This window comes from Polaribacter sp. HaHaR_3_91 (assembly GCF_019278525.1).
GTDB lineage: Bacteria > Bacteroidota > Bacteroidia > Flavobacteriales > Flavobacteriaceae > Polaribacter.
Genome location: NZ_CP058986.1, coordinates 485,644 through 508,462, shown reverse-complemented (window position 1 = coordinate 508,462; position 22,819 = coordinate 485,644). Strand labels below are relative to the sequence as shown.

At 29.6% G+C, this 22,819-nt stretch carries 22 protein-coding genes; 18 read left to right on the top strand and 4 right to left on the bottom strand.

Annotated features, from left to right (window positions below; all coding sequences use genetic code 11):
* The first annotated feature begins 55 nt into the window (after positions 1-55).
* From H0I27_RS02120 to H0I27_RS02085, 8 genes are all read left to right on the top strand, one after another.
* Complete coding sequence (locus tag H0I27_RS02120; protein ID WP_218732287.1) at positions 56-1,357, top strand: anthranilate synthase component I family protein; 1,302 nt, start codon at positions 56-58, stop codon at positions 1,355-1,357.
* A 30-nt stretch (positions 1,358-1,387) separates the two neighbouring features.
* Positions 1,388-2,704: a serine hydrolase gene (locus H0I27_RS02115; protein WP_218732286.1), complete on the top strand. Its 1,317-nt coding sequence runs from the start codon at positions 1,388-1,390 to the stop codon at positions 2,702-2,704.
* Positions 2,705-2,723: 19 nt separating this feature from the next.
* Complete coding sequence (locus H0I27_RS02110; protein WP_218732285.1) at positions 2,724-2,957, top strand: hypothetical protein; 234 nt, start codon at positions 2,724-2,726, stop codon at positions 2,955-2,957.
* A gap of 1 nt (position 2,958) precedes the next feature.
* Positions 2,959-3,420, top strand: coding sequence for a hypothetical protein (locus tag H0I27_RS02105; protein WP_218732284.1), 462 nt, complete (start codon positions 2,959-2,961; stop codon positions 3,418-3,420).
* 40 nt (positions 3,421-3,460) lie between these two features.
* On the top strand, positions 3,461-4,771 hold the full coding sequence (gene tilS / locus H0I27_RS02100) for a tRNA lysidine(34) synthetase TilS (protein ID WP_218732283.1): 1,311 nt from the start codon (positions 3,461-3,463) through the stop codon (positions 4,769-4,771).
* Positions 4,772-4,789: 18 nt separating this feature from the next.
* On the top strand, positions 4,790-6,172 hold the full coding sequence (locus H0I27_RS02095) for a TlpA disulfide reductase family protein (protein WP_218732282.1): 1,383 nt from the start codon (positions 4,790-4,792) through the stop codon (positions 6,170-6,172).
* Between the two features lie 238 nt (positions 6,173-6,410).
* Positions 6,411-8,990 carry a phosphoenolpyruvate carboxylase gene (locus H0I27_RS02090; protein WP_218732281.1) on the top strand — a complete coding sequence of 860 codons (2,580 nt, stop codon included), beginning with the start codon at positions 6,411-6,413 and terminating at the stop codon, positions 8,988-8,990.
* 52 nt (positions 8,991-9,042) lie between these two features.
* Positions 9,043-9,426 (top strand): hypothetical protein, encoded by a 384-nt coding sequence (locus tag H0I27_RS02085; RefSeq protein WP_218732280.1) that lies wholly within the window; start codon positions 9,043-9,045, stop codon positions 9,424-9,426.
* Between the two features lie 18 nt (positions 9,427-9,444).
* Here the strand turns inward: H0I27_RS02085 and H0I27_RS02080 are convergent, their stop codons facing one another.
* Complete coding sequence (locus H0I27_RS02080) at positions 9,445-10,791, bottom strand: TlpA disulfide reductase family protein (protein WP_218732279.1); 1,347 nt, start codon at positions 10,789-10,791, stop codon at positions 9,445-9,447.
* Positions 10,792-10,882: 91 nt separating this feature from the next.
* On the opposite strand from H0I27_RS02080, the gene H0I27_RS02075 reads away from it, so the two are divergent.
* A complete protein-coding gene (locus tag H0I27_RS02075) occupies positions 10,883-12,418 on the top strand; it encodes a YifB family Mg chelatase-like AAA ATPase (RefSeq protein WP_218732278.1) in 1,536 nt (511 codons plus the stop codon).
* 111 nt (positions 12,419-12,529) lie between these two features.
* Here H0I27_RS02075 and H0I27_RS02070 read toward each other — a convergent pair whose 3' ends face one another.
* Positions 12,530-13,372, bottom strand: a complete 843-nt coding sequence (locus H0I27_RS02070) for a DMT family transporter (protein WP_254713128.1) — start codon at positions 13,370-13,372, stop codon at positions 12,530-12,532.
* Positions 13,373-13,657: 285 nt separating this feature from the next.
* Here H0I27_RS02070 and H0I27_RS02065 point away from each other — a divergent pair, with 285 nt between their 5' ends.
* A complete protein-coding gene (locus H0I27_RS02065; RefSeq protein ID WP_218732277.1) occupies positions 13,658-14,848 on the top strand; it encodes a histidinol-phosphate transaminase in 1,191 nt (396 codons plus the stop codon).
* Positions 14,849-14,851: 3 nt separating this feature from the next.
* Positions 14,852-15,997 (top strand): permease, encoded by a 1,146-nt coding sequence (locus H0I27_RS02060; RefSeq protein ID WP_218732276.1) that lies wholly within the window; start codon positions 14,852-14,854, stop codon positions 15,995-15,997.
* A gap of 71 nt (positions 15,998-16,068) precedes the next feature.
* Here H0I27_RS02060 and H0I27_RS02055 read toward each other — a convergent pair whose 3' ends face one another.
* The gene (locus H0I27_RS02055) at positions 16,069-16,875 is read right to left on the bottom strand and encodes a DNA/RNA non-specific endonuclease (RefSeq protein ID WP_218732275.1); all 807 of its coding nucleotides are present in this window, start codon (positions 16,873-16,875) and stop codon (positions 16,069-16,071) included.
* A 25-nt stretch (positions 16,876-16,900) separates the two neighbouring features.
* On the opposite strand from H0I27_RS02055, the gene H0I27_RS17705 reads away from it, so the two are divergent.
* Positions 16,901-17,029 (top strand): hypothetical protein, encoded by a 129-nt coding sequence (locus H0I27_RS17705; RefSeq protein ID WP_302849952.1) that lies wholly within the window; start codon positions 16,901-16,903, stop codon positions 17,027-17,029.
* A gap of 297 nt (positions 17,030-17,326) precedes the next feature.
* On the opposite strand, the gene ahcY is transcribed toward H0I27_RS17705, so the two are convergent.
* Entirely contained in the window at positions 17,327-18,640 is a 1,314-nt protein-coding gene (gene ahcY / locus H0I27_RS02050) for an adenosylhomocysteinase (RefSeq protein WP_218732274.1), read from the bottom strand.
* Positions 18,641-18,703: 63 nt separating this feature from the next.
* Between ahcY and H0I27_RS02045 the strand changes: the two genes are divergently transcribed.
* The 6 genes from H0I27_RS02045 (at position 18,704) to arfB (ending at position 22,810) form a co-directional block, all read left to right on the top strand.
* Positions 18,704-19,330: a 4'-phosphopantetheinyl transferase superfamily protein gene (locus tag H0I27_RS02045; protein WP_218732273.1), complete on the top strand. Its 627-nt coding sequence runs from the start codon at positions 18,704-18,706 to the stop codon at positions 19,328-19,330.
* Positions 19,331-19,354: 24 nt separating this feature from the next.
* A complete protein-coding gene (locus H0I27_RS02040; protein WP_218732272.1) occupies positions 19,355-19,795 on the top strand; it encodes a hypothetical protein in 441 nt (146 codons plus the stop codon).
* Positions 19,796-19,855: 60 nt separating this feature from the next.
* Positions 19,856-20,578 carry a geranylgeranylglyceryl/heptaprenylglyceryl phosphate synthase gene (locus tag H0I27_RS02035; RefSeq protein ID WP_254713127.1) on the top strand — a complete coding sequence of 241 codons (723 nt, stop codon included), beginning with the start codon at positions 19,856-19,858 and terminating at the stop codon, positions 20,576-20,578.
* A gap of 476 nt (positions 20,579-21,054) precedes the next feature.
* Positions 21,055-21,687 (top strand): nicotinamide riboside transporter PnuC, encoded by a 633-nt coding sequence (gene pnuC / locus H0I27_RS02030; RefSeq protein WP_218732271.1) that lies wholly within the window; start codon positions 21,055-21,057, stop codon positions 21,685-21,687.
* A complete protein-coding gene (locus H0I27_RS02025) occupies positions 21,648-22,307 on the top strand; it encodes an AAA family ATPase (RefSeq protein ID WP_218732270.1) in 660 nt (219 codons plus the stop codon). The genes pnuC and H0I27_RS02025 overlap by 40 nt, the downstream gene beginning before the upstream one ends.
* Before the next feature lie 98 nt (positions 22,308-22,405).
* Positions 22,406-22,810 carry an alternative ribosome rescue aminoacyl-tRNA hydrolase ArfB gene (gene arfB / locus H0I27_RS02020; protein ID WP_218732269.1) on the top strand — a complete coding sequence of 135 codons (405 nt, stop codon included), beginning with the start codon at positions 22,406-22,408 and terminating at the stop codon, positions 22,808-22,810.
* Positions 22,811-22,819 lie beyond the last annotated feature (9 nt).

Sequence of the window (22,819 nt, the reverse complement as noted above, 5' to 3'; positions counted from 1 at the left end):
ATCAATTTAAAAATTTACATCTCAAAGAAATAAGAATTGTATTTTTGAAGCGAATATGCAAAGAACAACTCGCACTTATACTGTTGATAACACTATTGAATTTAAAGATAATTTATTGTCTTGGGCACAACAATTTGAAACTGTTATTTGGTTAGATTCTAATAACTACCATCAAAAATACTCTAGTTTCGATGCTGCTTTAGCTGCAGACGATTTTACGTCTATAAAAACAGATTATTACAACGCTTTTGAGAAATTAAAGGAATACCAAACCATTACCAAAGATTACATTTTTGGTTACATCACCTATGATGTTAAAAATGATGTTGAGCAACTTTCTTCCAAAAATTTTGATGGTTTAGATTTTGCTGACTTGTATTTTTTTCAACCTAAAAAGCTTGTTTTTATCAAAGGAAACTCTGTAGAGTTTCAGTATTTAAGAATGGTTGACGATGAAATTGACAGTGATTTTGATGAGATTCTTAAATCTAAAAATCCAGCAATCCAGCAATCTAAAAGTGACATCAAAATAAAACTACGAATTCACAAGGATGAATACCATGCAAAAGTAACCGAAGTTTTAGAGCATATAAAAAGAGGTGATATTTACGAAGCTAATTTTTGTCAAGAATTTTATGCAGAAAACGCCACTATAAATCCGATTGAAGTGTATAAACACCTCAACCAAATTTCCGAACCTCCTTTTGCCTCTTTTTTAAAGTTAGATAATCAATACGCCTTGTGCGCATCACCAGAAAGATATATTAAAAAAGAAGGCACAAAAATAATTTCTCAACCTATAAAAGGAACTGCAAAAAGATTGGTTAGCGAATTTGATGACGCACAATTAGCTTTAGATTTAACGCGAGACGAAAAGGAACGTGCAGAAAATGTAATGATTGTAGACTTGGTAAGAAACGACCTGTCTAAAACAGCCAAAATAGGCTCTGTAAAAGTAGAAGAACTCTGCAAAGTATATTCTTTTAAACAGGTGCATCAATTAATTTCTACAGTAGTTTCTGAAGTGGAAGAAAATACACACCCAATAGACGTACTACAAAGTACCTTTCCGATGGGAAGTATGACCGGAGCTCCAAAAGTTTCTGCTATGAAAATTATTGAAGATTTAGAAGAAACCAAACGTGGTTTATACTCTGGAACGATTGGTTATTTTACCCCTGAAAACAATTTCGACTTTAATGTAATTATAAGAAGTATCTTATATAATGAAGCAGAAAAATACATCTCTTACTCTGTTGGTGGTGCCATTACAGCACAATCTGTAGTAGAAAAGGAGTACGAAGAATGCTTGCTAAAAGCAAAAGCAATGAAGTTTGCTTTATTGAATTCTAAGTAAACAGTAATCATAAAATAATTATCAATAAATATGACAACATTAAAAAAAACAGCTACTTTACTACTAATTGGGTTCTTGTTTCTTTCACTTTTTACTTTTGCTCAAAATGAAAAAATCACTTATGGAAATCCGTCTGAAGTGGGTATGGATTCACTCTACATTTACACCAAAGTAGACTCCATAATGAATGTTGGAATACAAGAAGAAGCATTTCCTGGTGCACAAATTTTAGTTGTAAAAGACAGTAAAATCATTTTTAATAAAGCCTACGGTTTTCATACGTATGATAGCATTCAAGCAGTAAGTTTAGATGATATTTACGATTTAGCTTCTGTAACAAAAATTACAGGACCTTTACCTGCATTAATGAAACTTCATTCTGAAGGAAAGCTAGATTTAGACAGTCCTTTTAGCAATTACTGGAAACCTTGGAAAAAAAGGAAAGACAAAAAAGAGCTTACTGTTAGAGAAATTTTAGCGCATCAAGCAGGGTTGAATCCGTACATTATTTTCTTAAATGAAGTTTTAAAGAAAAATGGTAAAATCAAAACTCGTTTTATCAAAAGTAAAGCCAGTAAAAGATTTAAAAATGAAGCTTACGAAGGACTTTATGTTAAGAATCGATTTAAAAATAAGGTCTTTAGACAAATTAACAGATCTAAAGTTTCTGATGTAAAAAAATACAAATATTCTGGTTTAAGTTTTTTAATTTATCCGGACTTAATTTCAGAAATTACTAAAGAAGATTATACGGAATATCTGCAAACCAATTTTTATGCCCCATTAGAAGCAACCACTTTAAGCTACAGACCAAAATCTAAAAACTTTAACAACTTAATTGTACCAACAGAAGTAGATGATCTTTTTAGAAAAGGACTTACAAAAAACTGGGTTCATGATGAAAACGCAGCTCTTTTAGGCGGAATTTCAGGTAACGCAGGTTTGTTTGGTACTTCCCTAGATTTGGCTAAAATTATGCAAATGTATGCCAATTACGGAGTTTATGATGGTAAAATATATATTTCTGAAAACACGGTAAGAGAGTTTACCAAAATTCAATATCCAGAAAACGAAAACAGAAGAGGTTTAGGTTTTGATAAACCGTTAATTGACAATGCTACATTATCTATAAAAGAAGCTTACCCTGCACCAGAAGTGAGTCCAGAGAGTTTTGGGCATAGTGGTTTTACAGGAACTTTTGTTTGGGCAGATCCAGCAAATAATTTGGTTTTTATATTCTTATCAAACAGAGTATATCCCAATAGAAATCATAGAAATATATACAATCTAAATATAAGACCAAAGCTGCAGCAGGTGTTTTATAAAGCAATAAAAGACAATCAATAATTTTATCTAAATTTACATGATGATACCAAATCAAGACGAACTTTTTCAAAAAACTTTAGATAGTTTAGACGAAAAACCAACAGAACAAAATATGTTTAACATGTTTTTAAAGTTATACCCAAAGGAATGGAAAGATTTAAAAATTACCTTCTCTAAATTTAACAGAAGTAAACAATTTGGTAGAACTATTCCGTTGCCAAAACCAGAAGTTTCTATCAGAAAAGAGATTCGTGCTTGGTTAAATAAACAATAAAATGTTTAATTTTATAGGATGTATTTTAGACACCTATTTAGACATCAAACATTGGTTTGATACAAAAAGAAGGAGGAAGTATGAAAAAGAAAACAACCTACCAAAAAGTATTGTTTGGCACCCAATGACAAAACCATTGTTTATTTTCTTTATCATTATTACTCCTGTTATCTTCCTATTTTCATTCTTCATTTTCAAAAATGAGAATCAGAGAAAGACAACAAAAAGAATGCTGGAAATTTCTAAACTTTTAGAAGCAGAAAAGAAACAATTTAGAAAATACCCTTCAGCATTAAAAGACATTATTAGAAATAACCCGTTAAGAAGCAATTTAACAATGGATTATTGGAAATCTACTTTTGTATATATTCCATCTAAAGATGGACAAAATTACCAATTGACTTCTTTAGGAGGAGATGGAAAATTAAATACAAAAGACGATATACAATACTCTTCAAATTAAATAACACTATCACATTTAAAATTGTTATTTTTGAGGTATAATGCTAAAAAAACTAGAGAACCACATCAACCAGAACCTTTCTTTTTTAAAGGATAAAAAGTTATTAATCGCCATTTCTGGCGGAGTAGATTCTGTAGTTTTAGCACATCTTTTATCAACATTAAAATTTAATATTTCTCTTGCACACTGCAACTTTAATTTAAGACCAATTGAATGTGATATAGACGAGGAGTTTGTAAAAAATTTAGGAAAGAATCTAAACACCAAAGTTTTTACAATTCATTTCAATACAACAGAATTTGCCAAAGAAAACAAACAATCTACACAAATTGCTGCAAGAAACTTACGATATAATTGGTTTAATGAACTGATAGAAAAACACCAATTTGACTACATTTTAACAGCTCATCATGCAGATGATAACTTAGAAACTTTTCTAATTAATTTAACGCGTGGTGCTGGTTTAGATGGATTAACGGGTATTCCAGAAATTAATGGAAATATTGTGCGTCCACTTTTAAAATTTTCTAGAGAAGAGATCTTAACTTTTGTAAAAGAAAATAATATTTCTTGGCGAGAAGATAAAAGCAATGCATCTACAAAATACATCAGAAATAAAATTAGACATCAAATTCTTCCTGTTTTAAAGGAAATAAACCCTAGTTTGTTAGAAACTTTTGAAAAAACAACGGCACATTTAAAAGAAAGTCAGCAAATAATTGAAGATAAAATTGATGAAATATCAGCAGAAACGATCGCAACAGAAAACAATATTTTAAAAATTGATATTTCTAAAATCGAAAAATTATCGAACCCGAAGGCTTATTTATATCAGCTTCTAAAAGACTATAATTTTACGGAGTGGAATGATGCTGCCGATCTAATTTCTGCACAGTCTGGAAAGCAAATTATCTCTAAAACACATACATTATTAAAAGATAGAGGTTTTTTATTACTTTCTAAAAAAGATTTCTCTACTGCGCTCGAAACGACAACGGAGATAGACGAAAACACAAGTATAATTACAGAACCTATCCATTTAAAACTTGAAGAAGTACAAGAAAAATCGACAGAAAACAAACAAACCATTTATGTTGATAAACAAAACTTACAATTCCCTTTAAAGCTTAGAAAGTGGCAAGATGGAGATTTCTTTTACCCTTCTGGAATGAAAGGAAAAAAGAAGTTAAGCAAATATTTTAAAGACGAAAAATTCTCGCTTTTACAAAAACAAAATACATGGCTGCTTTGTAATTATGACAATGCCATTATCTGGGTTATAGGATGTAGAAAAGACAATCGTTTTGATACAAACAAAAAAAACAATACACTCTTAAAAATTTCAATATAAATTTAAACCAATAGAATTATGAAGAAGTTACTAGTTTTAATTGCCTTTACAACCATATTATCTTGTAAACCAAAACCTGAAGAAACTGTAGACTATGCCATTATTTCTGGTAAAATTGAAAATACAGATTCTAAAAAAGTAATCATTTACGATCAATATACAATGGGTAAAGTTGCTGATATAACGATTGCAGAAGATGGTACTTTTAGAGACACTTTAAAGATATCTACCGATTTTTACGCACTGCGTCAAGATAAAGATTTCACAAATTTATATATTACTAAAGGAAGCGTTTTAAAAATTGAATACGATTCAGAAAAAAAAGACTCTACGCTACAATTATCAGGTAGTAATAGCACTATTAATAAATACTTATCAGAAAAAAATAAGGTTATAGCAGCTACAACTGGAGATCAAAAAGAAATGTATCTAAAAGATGAAGCAAGCTTTAAAGCACATTTATTAAATATAAAAAAAGCAGAAGAAGATTTATTAATAAAAACAAATGATATTTCTGAAGAATTTAAAAATAAGGAACTTAAAAACATTAATTACAGTTATTTATCTACTTTACAGAATTACGCTCCTTATCACGGATATTACACTAAAGACAAAAGTTTTAAAGCATCAGAAAACTTTTTAGATGAATTAAAAAATATCGATTTAGAAAATGAAAACGACTATCTTTTTTCTCCAGGATATAGAGGTCTTGTTGATAATGCATTAGCAACCAATGCTACAGCATTAGCAAAAAAAGATTCTATAGCAGATGATATTGCCTATTTAAAATTGACTGCGAAAATAAAAAATGATAAAATAAAAAATAAATTATTGTATGATGCCGCTAAATACGGAATTACTTATACAGACAATTTAGAAGAATTTTATACGCTCTTTACTAACAATTCTACTAACCAAGAAAACAACAAAGAAATAACAACGGCTTACAACAAACTAAAGGCTTTGGCTAAAGGAAGTCCGTCTCCAAAATTTATAGATTATGAAAACAATGCAGGCGGAACCACTTCTCTAGACGACTTAAAAGGAAAATATTTATATTTAGATATTTGGGCAACTTGGTGCGGACCTTGTATTGCAGAAATACCTTCTTTAAAGAAACTAGAAAAAGAGTATCATGGTAAAAACATTGAATTCATTAGTATTTCTATCGACAAAATGAAAGACCATGAAAAATGGAAAAAAATGATTGTTGATAAAGATCTAAAAGGAATACAGTTATTTGCAGATAATAATTGGGAATCTAAATTTGTAGAAGAATACCTAATAAAAGGGATTCCACGTTTTATATTAATTGACCCAAACGGAAATATTGTAAACGCAAATGCACCAAGACCGTCTGACCAAAAATTAGTTGAAACGCTACAATCTTTAGAATTATAAAGATTAAAAACTATACGATACAATTTATTAAAAAAAGAAGCTATTCGTCGTACAGATATATCAAAATATTTTTGCTCAAATAAAAATAAAAAACTTCATAAGTAATAGAAAATAAACAATTCACTAAAAAGGAATCAAATTTATATCGTTTTCGCAAATAAAAACATGATTATTCATTAAAAAGCACACTTAATCATTTCCCTTTTTCGTAATTTTAATCCCGTAAAATCATAAGAAAATGAACAATTTACCTAAGCTAGATAGATTTAATGAAAACGTACTGTCTAAATATCAAATTTATAACAGTATTTTCTCAACGCTACCTTTTGACACCATAGACGATACTGGGGTTTTATTACCTCTTTTACATAAAGTTTGTAACAAAGGTTTTAAATTAGAAAAAAACCCTACAGAAATTGTAGAACACTTTTTTAATAAATACCAAGACGAACCTTCAGAAAAAGAAAAATCTGATTTACTTTTTCGTTTTATTCAATTTATAGAACGTCAAGTAGTTTTATTTGATGCTGTAGAAGATGCTGCATATCCTATTGTAAATAATATGGATGGTTTTGGAACGTTAAGAAACTCTAAGGAACTAGCGCTTTTAAGCAATAAAAAAGACGAACTAAAAAAGCATTTAGAAGATTTTAAAGTACGTATTGTATTAACGGCACACCCAACGCAATTTTACCCTGGGTCTGTTTTAGGTATCATTACAGATTTAGACAAGGCAATACAAAATGATGATTTACTACTCATTAGAAAACTATTAGCTCAATTAGGGAAAACACCTTTCTATAAAAAAGAAAAGCCCTCTCCTTTTGATGAAGCTGTAAGTTTAATTTGGTATTTAGAACACGTATTTTATCATTCTGTTCCTAAAATATACAACTACATTCAACATCATATTTATGATGGTGAACCGATAGAAAATGAAATTATTGAACTTGGTTTTTGGCCAGGTGGAGATAGAGATGGAAACCCATTTGTTACTACTAAAATTACTTTAGATGTTGCAGAAAGATTGCGTCAAACAATTTTAAGAAATTATTATAGAGACATTAGACGTTTAAAAAGACGTTATACTTTTGATGGTGTGCAAGAAATCTTTGCAAGGTTAGAAAAAAGACTTTACAAGCATGTTGTAAGAAGCTATACAAAAGTTAACTTTTCTCAAAAAATCTTATTAGATGAGCTATATGCTGCCAGAGAAATTATTGTAAATGATCATCAATCTTTATTTGTAGAAGAATTGAATGATGTTATCAATAAAGTTAGAATTTTCGGTTTTCACTTTGCAACTTTAGATATTAGACAAGACAGTAGAGTGCATCACCAAGCATTTACACAAATTGTAGAAGATTTACTTAAAACAGGAGATACTACTTTTCCTAAAAACTATTTAAATCTTTCTGATGAAGAACAAGTTGAAATTTTATCTGTTGTAAAAGGAAGTATTGACCCAAGTATTTTAACGGATGAAACTTCTGTTAAAACCATAGAGTCTATTTATGCTTTAAAAGAAATTCAGCAAAGAAATGGAGAACGTGGAGCAAACCGTTACATTATTAGTAACAACCAAAGTGCTTTACACGTAATGCAAACTTTTGCAATGTTAAACTTATGTGGTTTTGAAAATGAATTACCAGTAGATGTAATTCCTCTTTTTGAAACAGTAGAAGATTTAGAAAATGCAGAAGATGTAATGAGAACTTTATACTCTAATAAAGTATATAGACACCATGTTGCCAAAAGGAAAAACAAACAAACGATTATGTTAGGTTTTTCTGATGGAACAAAAGATGGTGGCTATTTAATGGCTAACTGGGGTATTTTTAAGGCAAAAGAAGCTTTAACAAGAATCTCTAGAGAATTTGATATTGAAGTAATTTTCTTTGACGGACGTGGTGGACCACCAGCTCGTGGAGGAGGAAAAACACACCAATTTTATGCTTCTTTAGGCCCAACAATTGAGGATAAAGAAATACAATTAACCATACAAGGACAAACAATTAGTTCTAATTTTGGTACACAAAACTCATCTCAATACAACTTAGAACAATTATTAAGTTCTGGTATTAAAAATGATGTTTTTACCAAAGATCAATTAAATGATAGCCATAGAGAATTGATAAACGACATGGCTGCTACAAGTTACCAAAAGTATGTAGATTTTAAAAATCATCCTAAATTTTTATCGTATTTAGAAAAAATGAGTACGTTAAAATACTATGCAAAAACAAATATTGGAAGTAGACCAAGTAAACGTGGTGGCTCTGACAAGTTAGACTTTTCTGCATTAAGAGCAATTCCTTTTGTTGGTAGCTGGAGTCAGTTAAAACAAAACGTACCAGGTTTCTTTGGTGTAGGTACTGCACTTAAAAAATACGAAGATGCTGGTAGATTTGAAGAAGTAAAAGAGTTTTATCACGCTTCAGATTTCTTTAGAACTTTGTTAGAAAATAGTATGATGAGTTTAACCAAATCTTTCTTTGGTTTAACTTCTTATATGTCAGATGATGAAGAATTTGGTGAATTTTGGACTCTAATATTCACTGAGTACGAAACTACTAAAAGACTGCTTTTAAAACTTACCGGAGAATCTGAATTAATGGAAAATTTCCCTGTAGGAAAAGCATCTATAGAAATTAGAGAACAAATTGTATTGCCTTTATTAACAATACAACAATTTGCTTTAAAGAAAATTCAAGAACTTCAAAAAACTGGCGGAAGCGCAGAAGAAATTGAAGTGTATGAAAAAATGGTAATGCGTTCTTTATTTGGTAATATTAATGCAAGTAGAAACTCTGCTTAAAAACTTATTTATCAAATAATTATAGTATATTTATAAAGTAAAATTACGTACCATGAAAAAATACGCTTTCTTACTTTTAACTTTATTTGTTGGTAGTTTTTGTTTTTCACAACAACAAACTACCAACAATAATTTTATTCCTGTTAGTATTTACACTACTTCTTTTCAGCTCAAAGCTGATGATACTCCTTCTTATTCTTCCATAAACAAGGACTTAAATTTTAAAAAACAATATAAATTTTCAACGGTTTCTTTTGAAGAAGTTGATGATAACCAATTTTTAATTTCTACTGAAAACCTTACTACAAAAGCCACTAAATTTATCTATGACGATTATAAAAGTTATAGAGATGAAAACTTATTAAAAGGCTTTTTACAAAAACACGATCCTACAAGATGGGATCCTATCAACTTTACATCACAGAAGCTTAATTAATTTTCTTTAATATTTTTTTTAATTATTTAAAATAATATCATTTATTTCTTTTAGAGCACTTGTACCACTACCTCTATAAACAATTTTATTATTAGAATCTATTAATATTAATGTTGGATAGTATTTGATATTCAAATCCCTTATAATTCCAGCACCCATTCTTGATCTTTTTACAAAGAAATGATTCCATTTCATGTCATTTTCATGAACAAAATCTTTCACCTTTGTAACCTCTTTATCATAAGAAATACTTAATAAATTCACATTTTTGGCATTTTTAGAATAGAAAGATTTAAGTTCTGGAATTGCATCTTTACATGGTTTACACCAAGTACCCCAAAAATCTAATAAAGTATATTTTTTATTTTTAGAGAAGATATACAATTTAGTTTCATCTCCATTTAGATCTACAATTTTTAAATTGTTTATTGTTTGTCCTGTTCTAAATCCATAAATTTCTTTTTTATTAGTTACTCTAAGTATTAATTTAGAAACATTATTAGTAATACTATCAATAACATAAATTTTATTTGCTAGCTTAATTGAGTCTTTAATTCGATATTCAAAATTACCATTAACAGTAAAATCATTTTTATTAAACTTTAAAGAATCTGGTTTTATTAAAACTGTTAGCCAAGAATTATAATACCCTTGTATTGCTATGTTATATTTTTGTTTATCAACCTCTAAAGATCCTGACCAATAATCTTTTAGTTTAATAATTAATCTTGACTTCTTTAAAATATCATTATTTGAATATGAGAACTGATAATCATTTAAAGATGGATAAACGATAGCTTTTCGTTTAAAATTATTTATTTGAGAATCTTTAAAATTCCAATAATTGAAATTTATTAAAGGTATATTTCTTATCGCTAAAGAATCATCTGCGTCTATTCTGAAGTTATTATCAAAGTATATAGGATTATCATCCGAAAAATCACTATTATTATTATCATCAACAATAATAACTTGTTTGGTTTTAGTAAATTTTATTGCTGTTAATAATAGTTTTTGTTCTGGTTTTTTAATTTCTATAGTACTATCAATATTTTTTTTAATAAACTCATCTCTATTCAAGTATCCTTTCTGATACATTTCAAAATAAAATTTTCGATAATCAGTATAAAGTGTAGAAATTATAATAGAATCGTCTTTTTTAAATTTAGATAGTTCTAATTGTTTATTATAATATTCTGGAAACTTTTCATTCAATGAAAAAATTCTCCTTGTATCAAATTGTCTATTAAACGCAATATCTTGATTAATTACCAAAGTTAATTCCGTTTCTATATTTTTAAGTTTGGTTTTAGTTTTGCATCCAAAAAATATGACCATTATACTAATAATAATAATTACTCTCATACATAACTAATGTTAAAAAAATCAATATATAAAAAAATACCCAAAACCAAACCTTAATTAATTTTCTTTATCTTTAGAAAAAAGAAAAAGAATGCTTGTAAAAGTCTATGGCTCTGCTGTTTTTGGTATTGAGGCAACCACAATTACCGTAGAAGTAAATATTGATAAAGGAATTGGCTACCATTTGGTAGGCTTACCAGACAATGCCGTTCGAGAAAGTTCTTATCGAATTTCTGCTGCACTTAACAATAATAACTACAAACTTCCTGGAAAGAAAATCATTATTAATATGGCTCCCGCCGATATTAGAAAAGAAGGTGCTTCTTATGATTTAACTTTGGCTGTTGGAATTTTAGCCGCATCAGCTCAAATAAAATCTGAAGCTATTCATGAATACATTATTATGGGCGAACTTTCTCTAGACGGAAGCTTACAACCCATAAGAGGCGCCTTACCAATTGCCATAAAAGCAAGAGAAGAAGGTTATAAGTATTTAATTCTTCCGAAAGAAAATGCTAAAGAAGCTGCCATTGTAGATGATTTAGAAGTTTTAGGTGTCGAAAATATATTAGAAGTCATCAATCATTTTAATGATGATAAAAAAATTGAACCAACCATTGTTGATACAAGAGCTGAGTTTTATAAAAACATAGATTTCCCAGAGTTCGATTTTTCTGATGTAAAAGGACAAGAATCTATAAAACGATGTATGGAAATTGCCGCTGCTGGCGGACATAATATTATTTTAATTGGTCCTCCAGGATCAGGAAAAACAATGTTAGCAAAAAGATTACCATCTATTTTACCACCAATGACCTTACATGAAGCATTAGAGACTACAAAGATTCATTCTGTAGTTGGTAAAATTAAAAAGGAAGGCTTATTATACCAACGTCCTTTTAGAAGCCCACATCACACAATTTCGAATGTAGCTTTGGTTGGCGGCGGACAATACCCAAGACCTGGAGAAATTTCGTTATCTCATAATGGTGTTTTATTTTTAGATGAATTACCAGAGTTTAAAAGAGATGTTTTAGAAGTTATGCGTCAACCTTTAGAAGATAGAGAAGTTACTATTTCTAGAGCAAAATTTACAGTTACTTACCCAAGTAGTTTTATGTTAGTGGCAAGTATGAACCCGAGTCCGAGTGGTTTTTTTAATGATCCAAACAGCCCAATGACCTCTTCTCCACAAGAAATGCAACGTTATTTAAGTAAAATTTCAGGACCATTATTAGACAGGATCGATATTCATATAGAAGTAACTCCTGTTCCCTTTGCAAAACTATCTGAAGAACGCAAAGGAGAATCTAGTGTAGCAATTAGAGAACGAGTTACTGCTTCTAGAGAAATACAATCTGAACGTTTTAAAGATTTCGAAAACGTACATTATAATGCACAAATGAGTGTAAAACAGATTCGCGAATTCTGTAAATTATCACCAGAAAGTTTATCACTTTTAAAAACTGCAATGGAAAAATTAAACCTTTCCGCAAGAGCCTATGATCGAATATTAAAAGTATCTAGAACTATTGCAGATTTAGCAAATTCTAAAGACATTTCTCCAGATCATATTGCAGAAGCCATACAATATAGAAGTTTAGATAGAGATGGTTGGCTGGGATAAAATTAATTTTTCTAAACGCAAATTCGCAGAGAATTACAGTTAATAATCTGTTTGTTTTTTTTACTAAATGATGAGCTTTGTTTCTGAAAAAGCAATGAATTTTCACTAAATTTAGCTACGCTTTCTTTTCAAATAAATATTATAAAGTAGACCAAACATAATTAAACAGACACCTAATAAAGTCCATAAATTATAAATTTCATCAAACCAAAAAGCACCAATTACAATCATAAAAATAACTTCTAAATATTTTAAAGGTACAACTACGTTTGTTTCTCCAGATTGTAATGATTTTGTCATGTATAACTGACCAACATACCCAAAAAATCCTAAACTTAATAAAAGTAACCACTCTGTTAAATTAGGCGTTTTCCAATATTTTATAGACATAATTCCGCCAAATGAAAATGCTAAAATCATAAAATAATTTATAATCACTAGAGGATTTTCTGAATCTCCTAGTTTTCTAATTACAATAAATATCAACCCTAAAAAAATTGCAGATAAAATCGCAAAAATTACTCCCAAAGAATTAACATCTGCCCCAAAACCCTTAATAACTAAAACTCCAATAAAAGCGATTAAAAATAAGACCCATTGAACTGATTTAATCTTCTCTTTTAAGAAAAATAATGCAAAAATAGCCCCAAAAATAGGTGATGTATATCTTAAAGAAACCGCGGTTCCTAAAGAAAGATAATTTAAAGACATAAAAAAACAGGTTAGAGAAATAACTCCAAAAAGGCCCCTTAGAAACAATAGTTTTTTGTTATTTCCTAAAATAGGAATCTTCGCTTTTATAATTAATGGAATAGTGAATAACAGCGTACCAATAGATCTAAAAAACACAATTTGATACGCATCAAAAGCACCTAAATATTTTACAACTGCATTCATTAACGAAAATGCTATGACACTAAAAATCATGTAAAAAATGGCTGTTGAGCTTTTCATAAAGAAGAAAAATTTACTACTTAAAAAGTATTTAATAATCATCAAAAATACCATAAAAAAGACATTTTATAATTATTAAGTCAATAAATATAAAAACAAATAACCAAAATACATTATTATCAGTAAAAAGTTAATTTTACTAAATTTTCAATATCAATAACACATTTTAACACCTTATTATTGTAAAATAAATAAACAAACATACGTATTATTAAATTTTTCATACTGTAAAAAATAAATAGTTTTATAATTTAGTTGATGTAAATTCTTATAAAATTCTAATAGATGAAAACAACAAATTTTAATAGACGTGAGTGGTTAAAAAAAGGAGCATTAACCCTAGGTGCAATGGCTTTAGTACCTCATGATATATGGAGTAGCAACGTACTAACCGCTCAAAAAGAAGGCAGAACTTTCTTATACAATTCTAACAACTATTTTAATGAATTTACACCTCCTATAATAGAAGAGGAAAGTACATTAACCATTTTAAGATCTAATGAAAACCCTTACGGACCACCACCAAAAGCAGCAAAAGCTTTTCAAGATGAAGTTTTTAAAGGAAATAGATATGCTTGGGAATCTTTAAACGATCTAAAAACTAAAATAGCCAAAAACGAAGGCATTAACACTAACCAAATTTTAATGGGCCCTGGTTCTTCAGATTTGTTAGAAAAAGTAGCCATGGTTTTCTTTCAAGAAGGTGGTAATGTAATTAGTGCAGACCCTAGTTATATGTCTTTAATTGTAGTTGCAAAATCTGTAGGTGGTAATTGGAAATCTTATAAATTATTAGAAGATTCTCAACACGATTTAGATGCTATGGAAGCAGGAATTGATGAAAACACAAAATTAGTATACATATGTAACCCTAACAACCCAACAGGTTCAATTACAGACGCTAAAAAGTTAAAAGAATTTTGTAGCAGAGTGTCAGAAAAGGTACCTGTTTTTGTTGATGAAGCTTATATTGAGCTATCTAAAAACGGAATTAAAGACTCTATGAACTCTTTAGTTGCAGAAGGTAAAAATGTAATAGTAGCAAGAACGTTTTCTAAAATTCATGGAATGGCTGGCTTAAGAGTTGGGTACGCTATTGGTAAAAAAGAAACTTTAGATATTATAAGCGAAATTACACGTGGCGGAATGGGAATTACAGGTCCATCAATAGCCGCAGCAATTACTAGTTTAGAAAATATCGAGTTTTTAGATTCTTGTAAAACCAAAATTGCAGATGCTAGAACATATACAATGGGTTATTTAAAAGAAAAGAATTTTTCTTGTTTACCGTCTGAAACAAATTTTATAATTTTTGAAATCCCTATGGAAGGAAAAGAGTTTTTAAAGAAAATTTACGCTAAAAATGTGGCTGTAAAATCTTTTAAATTTTGGGATAAAAATTGGTGTAGAGTAAGTATTGGTACCATGGATGAAATGAAATTATTTACGAATGCTATGACAGAAATTTTTGCATAATTTATGGATGGCGCTTTAGAAAAATCAATTTCATTTATCCTATTTATTTTAATAGGAGTTCTCTTAAAAAAGAAAATATCTACCGGAGAACAAACTAACGGATTAAAAAGTTTAATTCTAACACTTGCATTACCTGCAACTATATTTATTGCTTTATTAAAAGTAAAAGTTGATGGAAATTTAATTCTATTTCCAATTTTAGCTTTAGGTTTTAATGTAATACTTTTTGCGGTTACACCTATATTATTAAAAATTATTGGTATTGATATAAATTCAGATAAAGGTAGAAGTGCCAAACTACTAATACCTTCTTTAGCTCCGGGTTTATCTTGTTTTGCTTTTATATTAGAATTTTTAGGTGATGGTTCTTTGGCAAAAGCTGCAATGGCAGATTTAGGTAACAAGTTTTTTGTGCTTTTTTTACTCTATTTAGTAGCCTTAAAATGGCATTATAAAAATGCAGATTTTGAAGCAAATTCGCTAAAAACAAAATTAAAAGGACTTTTTAAAGCATTACTTTACGAGCCTGTAAACTTATTTATAATTGCAGCATTGGTATTGGTTTCATTTGGAATTACACTAGACAAAATTCCTGGTTATTTATCAATCACCTTAACAAGGTTGAGCTATATAATGACGCCTTTAGTCTTACTTTTTATTGGTTTAGCTGTAAAAATTAAAAAAGAACAATTTCTTCAATTGTTTTCTTTACTCCTTTTAAGAGCTGCTTTTACATTGCTTTTAATTGCTGGAATTATTTTATTTGCAGATATAACAATCAAAAAAGATATTTTAGTAATGATTGCTTTTGCTTTAAGCTCTGCTAGTTTTTGGCCTTTTGCACATATTTCTGCCATAAACCTAAAAGAGAAAAAAGAAAATACCCTAGAAAAAACTTTTGATATTAATTTTGCCTTATCAATTTTAGCACTTTCTTTGCCTATTTCAGTTTTATTAATTTTAGGAATATTAACAACTGGTAATACTTTTACCAATATAGATAACATTTTAATATTAGGCACAACACTCTTCTTTATCGGAATTTTGTACCCAGTATTCATTAAAATAAAAAGAAATGTAGTTTCTAAAAAAAGTGATAATACTTCTAGTATTAAAAAAAATAAAATCCAGCTTTCTGCTGATAAATAAAGCAACAACTATTAAAAAAATAAAAACCCTTTCATATTAATGAAAGGGTTTTCTTAAATTATTTAGAGAAATTAAAAACTCCAATTTTTATAACTACTAGAGCTCTCTAATTGTTCTTCGATAGTATCATCTAATTCTTTAAAAAAGTCGATACCTGTTAAAGCTTCTACTTTATCTACCGAAACCACAAATTTGTACAAAGGCAAATTCGATTCTTTATGAGGCATCAAAAATGCCAACATTTTAATTTTTCCGTTTGTTTTATCTAAGATTACTTTATAAAACTGATTTGGTACAGCAACAGCTTCACTACCAATTGTTTTTAAATTATTTTCTAAAACGCCTCCAGTAATTACAAATACACCATCGTTTTTCTTTGCCCAATAACGTACTTTCTGTTCTAAGCGATTCCAAACACCTGCGTTAAATTTGTGTTCTTGCGGACTGATATTACTTGTTAAAAAAGTTTCGTCGTGCGCAACTTTAGAAAAACGTCTGTCTGCTGCAGGACATAAATGCCCTTTATCATAACCAGACTTTTTATAATTACGCCAATGTGCAGCTTTGGTTTTTACTGCGTTGTCAATTTCAAAATAAGGTCTTTTGTAATTGGTGCTACTTAAATCGGATGCTTTTAACTCATACGCAACCCATTCTGCTTGTTCGTGTTTTTCGCTATAGGATAATGAATAATTTTGATGATGTACCACTTGGTTTGTAGTACTTGTTGGCAAAAAATACTGGTTGGTAGTTGCTTTTGGTGTTTTACCATTTTCTATGATACTTTTTTCTTTTTGAGCATCTAATAGTTCTTCAGAACCTAAAACAGCTACTAAAATGATAATGGCTATTATGGATAGTACTTGTTTTCTTTTCAAGGTGATTATTTTAAGTTGTAAAGGTATGAATAAAGATAAAGTTAATACACTTCATAAATCATATGAGATTCCTCAATCTCCTAAAAAGGCTCATTTCGGAATGACAGAAAGAGAAAATGACAATAGTGTTACTAAGAACTGTTCTTTAAAATAGTATTCTTTTTTTAATCCTAAAATTTCGCGTTAAGGATTGAGCGGTCTGTTTGAGCTCTTTTTTATTTTTCATAAAAAAAGCGAGTAGTGAAAGCCTGTTAAAACGCCCAAAAAAAGCATAATTATTATGAGATTCCTCAATCGCCTAAAAAGGCTCATTTCGGAATGACAAGGTGTAAAAAAAACGGAAATTAGAAGCAAAGAAAAACCCTCTCAAATTAATGAAAGGGTTTTGTATATTTTGCAATCTAAAAAACAAGATTGCCGCGTCATTACTTCCTCGCAGTGACAAATAGTTTTAGTATCTATAGTGTTCTGGTTTATAAGGACCATCTACTGTTACACCAATATAAGATGCTTGCTCTTCGCGTAATTCTGTAAGCTCTACTCCTATTTTTGCAAGGTGTAATTTTGCTACTTTTTCATCTAAATGTTTTGGTAACATGTATACATCATTTCCGTAAGCATCAGCGTTTTTCCATAATTCGATTTGCGCTAAAGTTTGGTTTGTAAATGAGTTAGACATTACAAAACTTGGGTGACCTGTTGCACAACCTAAGTTTACTAAACGTCCTTCTGCTAATAAAATAATATCATTTCCGTTGATATTATATTTATCAACCTGAGGTTTGATAGTATCTTTTGTATTACCATGGTTTTTGTTTAACCAAGCCATGTCAATTTCATTATCAAAGTGCCCAATGTTACATACAATAACTTTGTCTTTCATAGCCTCAAAATGACGACCTTGAATAATATCTTTGTTTCCTGTAGTTGTAATAATAATGTCTGAATTACCAACAACAGTTTCTAATTTTTTAACTTCAAAACCGTCCATTGCAGCTTGTAAAGCACAAATAGGATCGATTTCTGTAACCGTTACAATAGAACCAGCTCCTTTAAATGATGCTGCTGTACCTTTACCTACATCTCCATAACCACAAACAGTAACACGTTTACCTGCTAACATAATATCTGTTGCTCTACGAATTGCATCTACTGCAGATTCTTTACAACCATATTTATTATCAAATTTAGATTTTGTAACAGAATCGTTTACATTAATTGCTGGCATTGGTAAAGTTCCGGCTTTTACTCTTTCGTAAAGTCTATGAACTCCAGTTGTAGTTTCTTCTGATAAACCGTTAATTCCTGCAGCTAATTCTGGATATTTATCTAAAACCATGTTCGTTAAATCCCCACCATCATCTAAAATCATGTTTAATGGTTTTCTATCTTCACCAAAGAATAAAGTTTGCTCTATACACCAGTCAAATTCTTCTTCAGTTAATCCTTTCCAAGCATAAACGGCTGTACCTGCTTCTGCAATTGCTGCTGCTGCTTGGTCTTGTGTAGAAAAAATATTACAAGAACTCCAAGTTACTTCTGCACCTAAAGCTTGTAACGTTTCTATTAAAACTGCTGTTTGAATTGTCATGTGAAGACAACCTGCAATTCTAGCTCCTTTTAAAGGTTGCTCGTTTTTGTATTCTTCTCTTAAAGACATTAAACCTGGCATTTCTGCCTCTGCCAATAAAATTTCTTTTCTTCCCCAAGCTGCAAGAGAAATATCTTTAACTTTGTTTGGTACGTAAGCTATTTTTGTGCTCATATTATGTATATTTATATTCTAATTTTTCGAACTGCAAAGTTACGACATCCATTTTAAAAAAGTATGCCTCTTTACAAAAGTTTAACGATTAACAAAAACACTAAAGTATTCATTTGGAAAATTGAAGAAACCTTTAACGATTTAAATACAAACGTTTTACTTACTGATAAAAGTCAAGCTCGTTTAGACGGAATGAAATCTGACTTACACCAAAGAGGATTTTTAAGTGTGCGTCATTTATTAAAAGAAGCTGGTTATTCTGATTCGGATTTAGTTTATGATGAATTTGGAAAACCACACTTAAAAGATGGAAAATTTATTTCTATTACACATTCCTTCACTTTTTCTGGGTTGATAATTTCTGAAAATTTACATGTTGGTATTGATATTGAAATGCAACGTGATAAAATTCTGAAAATTGCACACAAATTTACGCATGTTAAAGAGTATGTAACCATTGCAAACCACGATGCTTTAATTAGCAAACTAACCATTGTTTGGGGTGGAAAAGAGAGTTTGTATAAAATCTTCGGAAAGAAAAAATTACGCTTTTTAGAAAATATTTATATTGAAGATTTTGATTTTAAAGACGCAAAAACGACTGGAGAAATTAGATATGATGGTAAAACTACCGCCTATCATATTGAGTTTTTAGAGTTTGAAGGTTTTACTTGTGTGTATGCTTTTTAAAAAGCGATCTAAAAATATTAAAGAATGATGAAAAAACAAATAGATAAACCAAGAGATGTATCTGCCCATGCTATTTTTTCCATCATCGAATTGCAATTATCTAAGAATTATAAAACTACAAGGGTTTCTAATTCGAGATTAAACATTAGAAAAATATATAATTATGCTTCTGCAAACAATAGAGAAGTAACTCATAAACAATTGAATTTTAAGGATTCTGGATACTTTATTGTAAACGATACTTCTATATTATTTATGATGAACCTTAGAAAACAATTCATTTTTTGGATAATTCTATGGATATTTGGCATACTTATTACTTGGAAAATATGGAACGCTTCTCTTTTACTCTCACTCTTTCTTATTACAACACCTATTTTAATAATTTGGTTGATTAGAACTGTTGCCTTAAAAAAGTTTATGTCTAATGAGCTTGTTGAGATTTCAAAACAATTAAGTAATTAAAAAATCACTAGATGTAACAAGATACATAATCAGAATAGATAAATTTGTATTTTCGCAGTTGTGAATATTTATCAAAACATTTTATTAGCAAAAAAAGAGGGCAAAAAATTACTTGCCGTTTTAATCGATCCTGAAAAAATAGACCTAGATAATATTGCTACTTTTTTTGAAAAAGTACATCAATCTATTGCTACGCATATTTTTGTTGGTGGTAGTACAGATAAAGACAACGTAACGAATACAGTTGTTACTGCAATTAAAAAAACAACACATTTGCCTGTTGTTCTTTTTCCAGGTGATGTTTCTCAAATATCACAAAAAGCAGACGGAATTCTATTTTTAAGTTTACTTTCTGGCAGAAATCCTGAATATTTAATTGAACAACAAATAAAAAGTGTTCCGTTTTTAAAGGATTCATCTTTAGAAATTTTACCAACGGGTTACATTTTAATTGACGGTCAAAAAAATACAGCTACTCAAAAAGTAAGCAATACAAAACCAATTTCTCAAGAAAATACCGAACTCATTTTAAACACCGCTTTAGCTGGAGAGTTTTCTGGAAAAAAATTGATTTATTTAGAAGCAGGAAGTGGCGCCAAAATACCTGTGGACACAAATATTATCAATGTTGTGAATAATAATTTGTCGATTCCTTTAATTGTTGGTGGCGGTATTAGAACTAAAAAACAATTAGAAATAGCTTTTAATGCAGGGGCAGATATAGTGGTTATTGGTACTGCTTTTGAAAAAGATGAAGCTTTTTTTAATCAACTTAAAAAATAATACACTACAATTTTTCCTCTCAGTTTGTCATTTCTACGCAAGGAGAAGAAGAAGATGTCCTATAACATTGATCCCACAACACTGAACTACAAACTTGTCATTTCGAAGTATTGAGAAATCTCATAACAGTTATACAACAACAACCAAACCTTATGTGATTTCTCCCAAAAGGTCGAAATGACAAAATTGTGTATAGCATAAACTGAACAAAAAGAAACCTCAACAATTGTCATTTCTACGCGAGTAGAAATCTCATAACATTAGACTCCATAACATTGAAGCATAAACTTGTCATTTCGAAGTATTGAGAAATCTCATAACAGTGATAACATAATAACAACCAAGATTTATGTGATTTCTCCCCAAAGGTCGAAATGACAAGATTCTATTTTTTAAGTAATTTTAAATGAATTATACTTTTTGCATTTACTAATAAAAACTGAAAAGATTACATTTACAACTTCAAATAAAATTAAATGTCAGAAATTATCGATTTCCTTTTCGGACAATACAAAACCTATTCTACTATTGATATTGTTTTAGAGGTTGTTGCCATAATTTTCGGTTTTTTATCGGTATGGTACTCTAAACAGAATAAAATTTGGGTTTTCCCTACAGGAATGATTAGCACACTTATTTTTGTGTACCTACTTTATAAGTGGGAACTTTTGGGGGACATGATGATTAATGCCTACTATTTTGTAATGAGTATTTATGGCTGGTATATCTGGACTTATAAAAATGATGGTGAGCATGAAACGCCAATTTCTAGGACCACTTTAAAAGAAAAAAAACTAAGTGTACTTATCTTCATTGCCACATTAATTTTTGTGTATGGAGTCTATACGTATTTCGAAAAATGGACTAGTTGGACCGCTTATGTAGATACTTTTACAACGGCAATTTTCTTTGTGGGTATGTGGCTAATGGCAAAACGAAAAATAGAAAATTGGATTTATTGGATTGTTGGAGACATCATTTCTACTCCTTTGTATTTTTATAAAGGATTTACTTTTACTAGTATTCAATATTTAATATTTACTTTTATAGCCATATCTGGTTATTTAGCATGGAAAAAGAACTTAAACAAGACCCGATTAACATCGTAAAAGTTGTTTTATTCGGGCCAGAATCTTCAGGTAAAACAACACTTTCTCGTCATTTAGCACGTTATTATAATACGGTTTGGGCGCCAGAATTTGCGCGTGAATATTTACAAGAAAAATGGAATAACGAACGTAAAACTTGCGAAAAAGAAGATTTACTTCCTATTGCAGTCGGACAAATGAAATTAGAAAATGCTTTGGCTAAAAAAGCTGATAAAATTTTAATTTGTGATACCGACTTACTAGAAACCAAAGTATATTCCGAAGAGTTTTATGGTGGTTTTGTAGATGAAAAATTAGATGAAGCTGCAGATGAAAACACATACAACTTGTACTTATTAACGTATATAGACACACCTTGGGAAGAAGATGATTTACGAGACAGACCAGAGCTACGTTTAGAAATGTTTAATGCTTTTGAAAAATCTTTAATAGACCATAACAGACCTTATATTTTATTAAAAGGCGATAAAGAAACTCGCTTAAGGAATGCCACAGCAGCTATTGATAAAATAATTGCTGATAAAGAAAATTTACATTCGTTTTCTGATTCCTTACAAGATGTAGACATGCATTTTCTACATCAAAATACGGGTGATTTTGGCACTCCGTTTGAGTATTAAATAACAGAATAAGTGATAAGTGATAAGTGATAAAACTATCGAATATTTATCTAAAAACGCTACTATTTTACTTTTTATAGACTTTATTTTTAGAACAAATGAACAAAGAAAACATCTTAAAAGAACTTAATTTTAAAGGCATTAGGAGTTCTGGTGCTGGCGGGCAGCATGTAAATAAAGTATCTTCTAAGATTGAGTTGACTTTCGATTTAGAAAACTCTCTTTTTCTTTCTGAGAACGAAAAAGAGCTTTTAAAAACCAAGCTTTCTAATAAACTAACAAAAGAAAACACCTTAATTTTATTTTGTGATGAATCTCGTTCTCAACATAGAAATAAAGATTTAGCTATCAAACGATTTTTAGAATTATTACGCGTAAATTTAATTCGTCCGAAAAAAAGAAGACCTACAAAACCAAGTAAATCTTCTGTTCGTAAAAATGCTGAAAAGAAAAAAAGAACTTCTGTAAAAAAAGCATTGAGAAAGAAACCTGGGTTAGATTAAAACTAGGTC

What these genes read in the sequence shown, in the direction of transcription:
- H0I27_RS02120 (WP_218732287.1), top strand. Translation starts at nt 56, where the DNA reads ATGCAAAGAACAACTCGCACTTATACTGTTGATAACACTATTGAATTT.
- H0I27_RS02115 (WP_218732286.1), top strand. Translation starts at nt 1,388, where the DNA reads ATGACAACATTAAAAAAAACAGCTACTTTACTACTAATTGGGTTCTTG.
- H0I27_RS02110 (WP_218732285.1), top strand. Translation starts at nt 2,724, where the DNA reads ATGATACCAAATCAAGACGAACTTTTTCAAAAAACTTTAGATAGTTTA.
- H0I27_RS02105 (WP_218732284.1), top strand. Translation starts at nt 2,959, where the DNA reads ATGTTTAATTTTATAGGATGTATTTTAGACACCTATTTAGACATCAAA.
- tilS (WP_218732283.1), top strand. Translation starts at nt 3,461, where the DNA reads ATGCTAAAAAAACTAGAGAACCACATCAACCAGAACCTTTCTTTTTTA.
- H0I27_RS02095 (WP_218732282.1), top strand. Translation starts at nt 4,790, where the DNA reads ATGAAGAAGTTACTAGTTTTAATTGCCTTTACAACCATATTATCTTGT.
- H0I27_RS02090 (WP_218732281.1), top strand. Translation starts at nt 6,411, where the DNA reads ATGAACAATTTACCTAAGCTAGATAGATTTAATGAAAACGTACTGTCT.
- H0I27_RS02085 (WP_218732280.1), top strand. Translation starts at nt 9,043, where the DNA reads ATGAAAAAATACGCTTTCTTACTTTTAACTTTATTTGTTGGTAGTTTT.
- H0I27_RS02080 (WP_218732279.1), bottom strand. Translation starts at nt 10,791, where the DNA reads ATGAGAGTAATTATTATTATTAGTATAATGGTCATATTTTTTGGATGC.
- H0I27_RS02075 (WP_218732278.1), top strand. Translation starts at nt 10,883, where the DNA reads ATGCTTGTAAAAGTCTATGGCTCTGCTGTTTTTGGTATTGAGGCAACC.
- H0I27_RS02070 (WP_254713128.1), bottom strand. Translation starts at nt 13,372, where the DNA reads ATGAAAAGCTCAACAGCCATTTTTTACATGATTTTTAGTGTCATAGCA.
- H0I27_RS02065 (WP_218732277.1), top strand. Translation starts at nt 13,658, where the DNA reads ATGAAAACAACAAATTTTAATAGACGTGAGTGGTTAAAAAAAGGAGCA.
- H0I27_RS02060 (WP_218732276.1), top strand. Translation starts at nt 14,852, where the DNA reads ATGGATGGCGCTTTAGAAAAATCAATTTCATTTATCCTATTTATTTTA.
- H0I27_RS17705 (WP_302849952.1), top strand. Translation starts at nt 16,901, where the DNA reads ATGAATAAAGATAAAGTTAATACACTTCATAAATCATATGAGATTCCT.
- ahcY (WP_218732274.1), bottom strand. Translation starts at nt 18,640, where the DNA reads ATGAGCACAAAAATAGCTTACGTACCAAACAAAGTTAAAGATATTTCT.
- H0I27_RS02045 (WP_218732273.1), top strand. Translation starts at nt 18,704, where the DNA reads ATGCCTCTTTACAAAAGTTTAACGATTAACAAAAACACTAAAGTATTC.
- H0I27_RS02040 (WP_218732272.1), top strand. Translation starts at nt 19,355, where the DNA reads ATGATGAAAAAACAAATAGATAAACCAAGAGATGTATCTGCCCATGCT.
- pnuC (WP_218732271.1), top strand. Translation starts at nt 21,055, where the DNA reads ATGTCAGAAATTATCGATTTCCTTTTCGGACAATACAAAACCTATTCT.
- H0I27_RS02025 (WP_218732270.1), top strand. Translation starts at nt 21,648, where the DNA reads ATGGAAAAAGAACTTAAACAAGACCCGATTAACATCGTAAAAGTTGTT.
- arfB (WP_218732269.1), top strand. Translation starts at nt 22,406, where the DNA reads ATGAACAAAGAAAACATCTTAAAAGAACTTAATTTTAAAGGCATTAGG.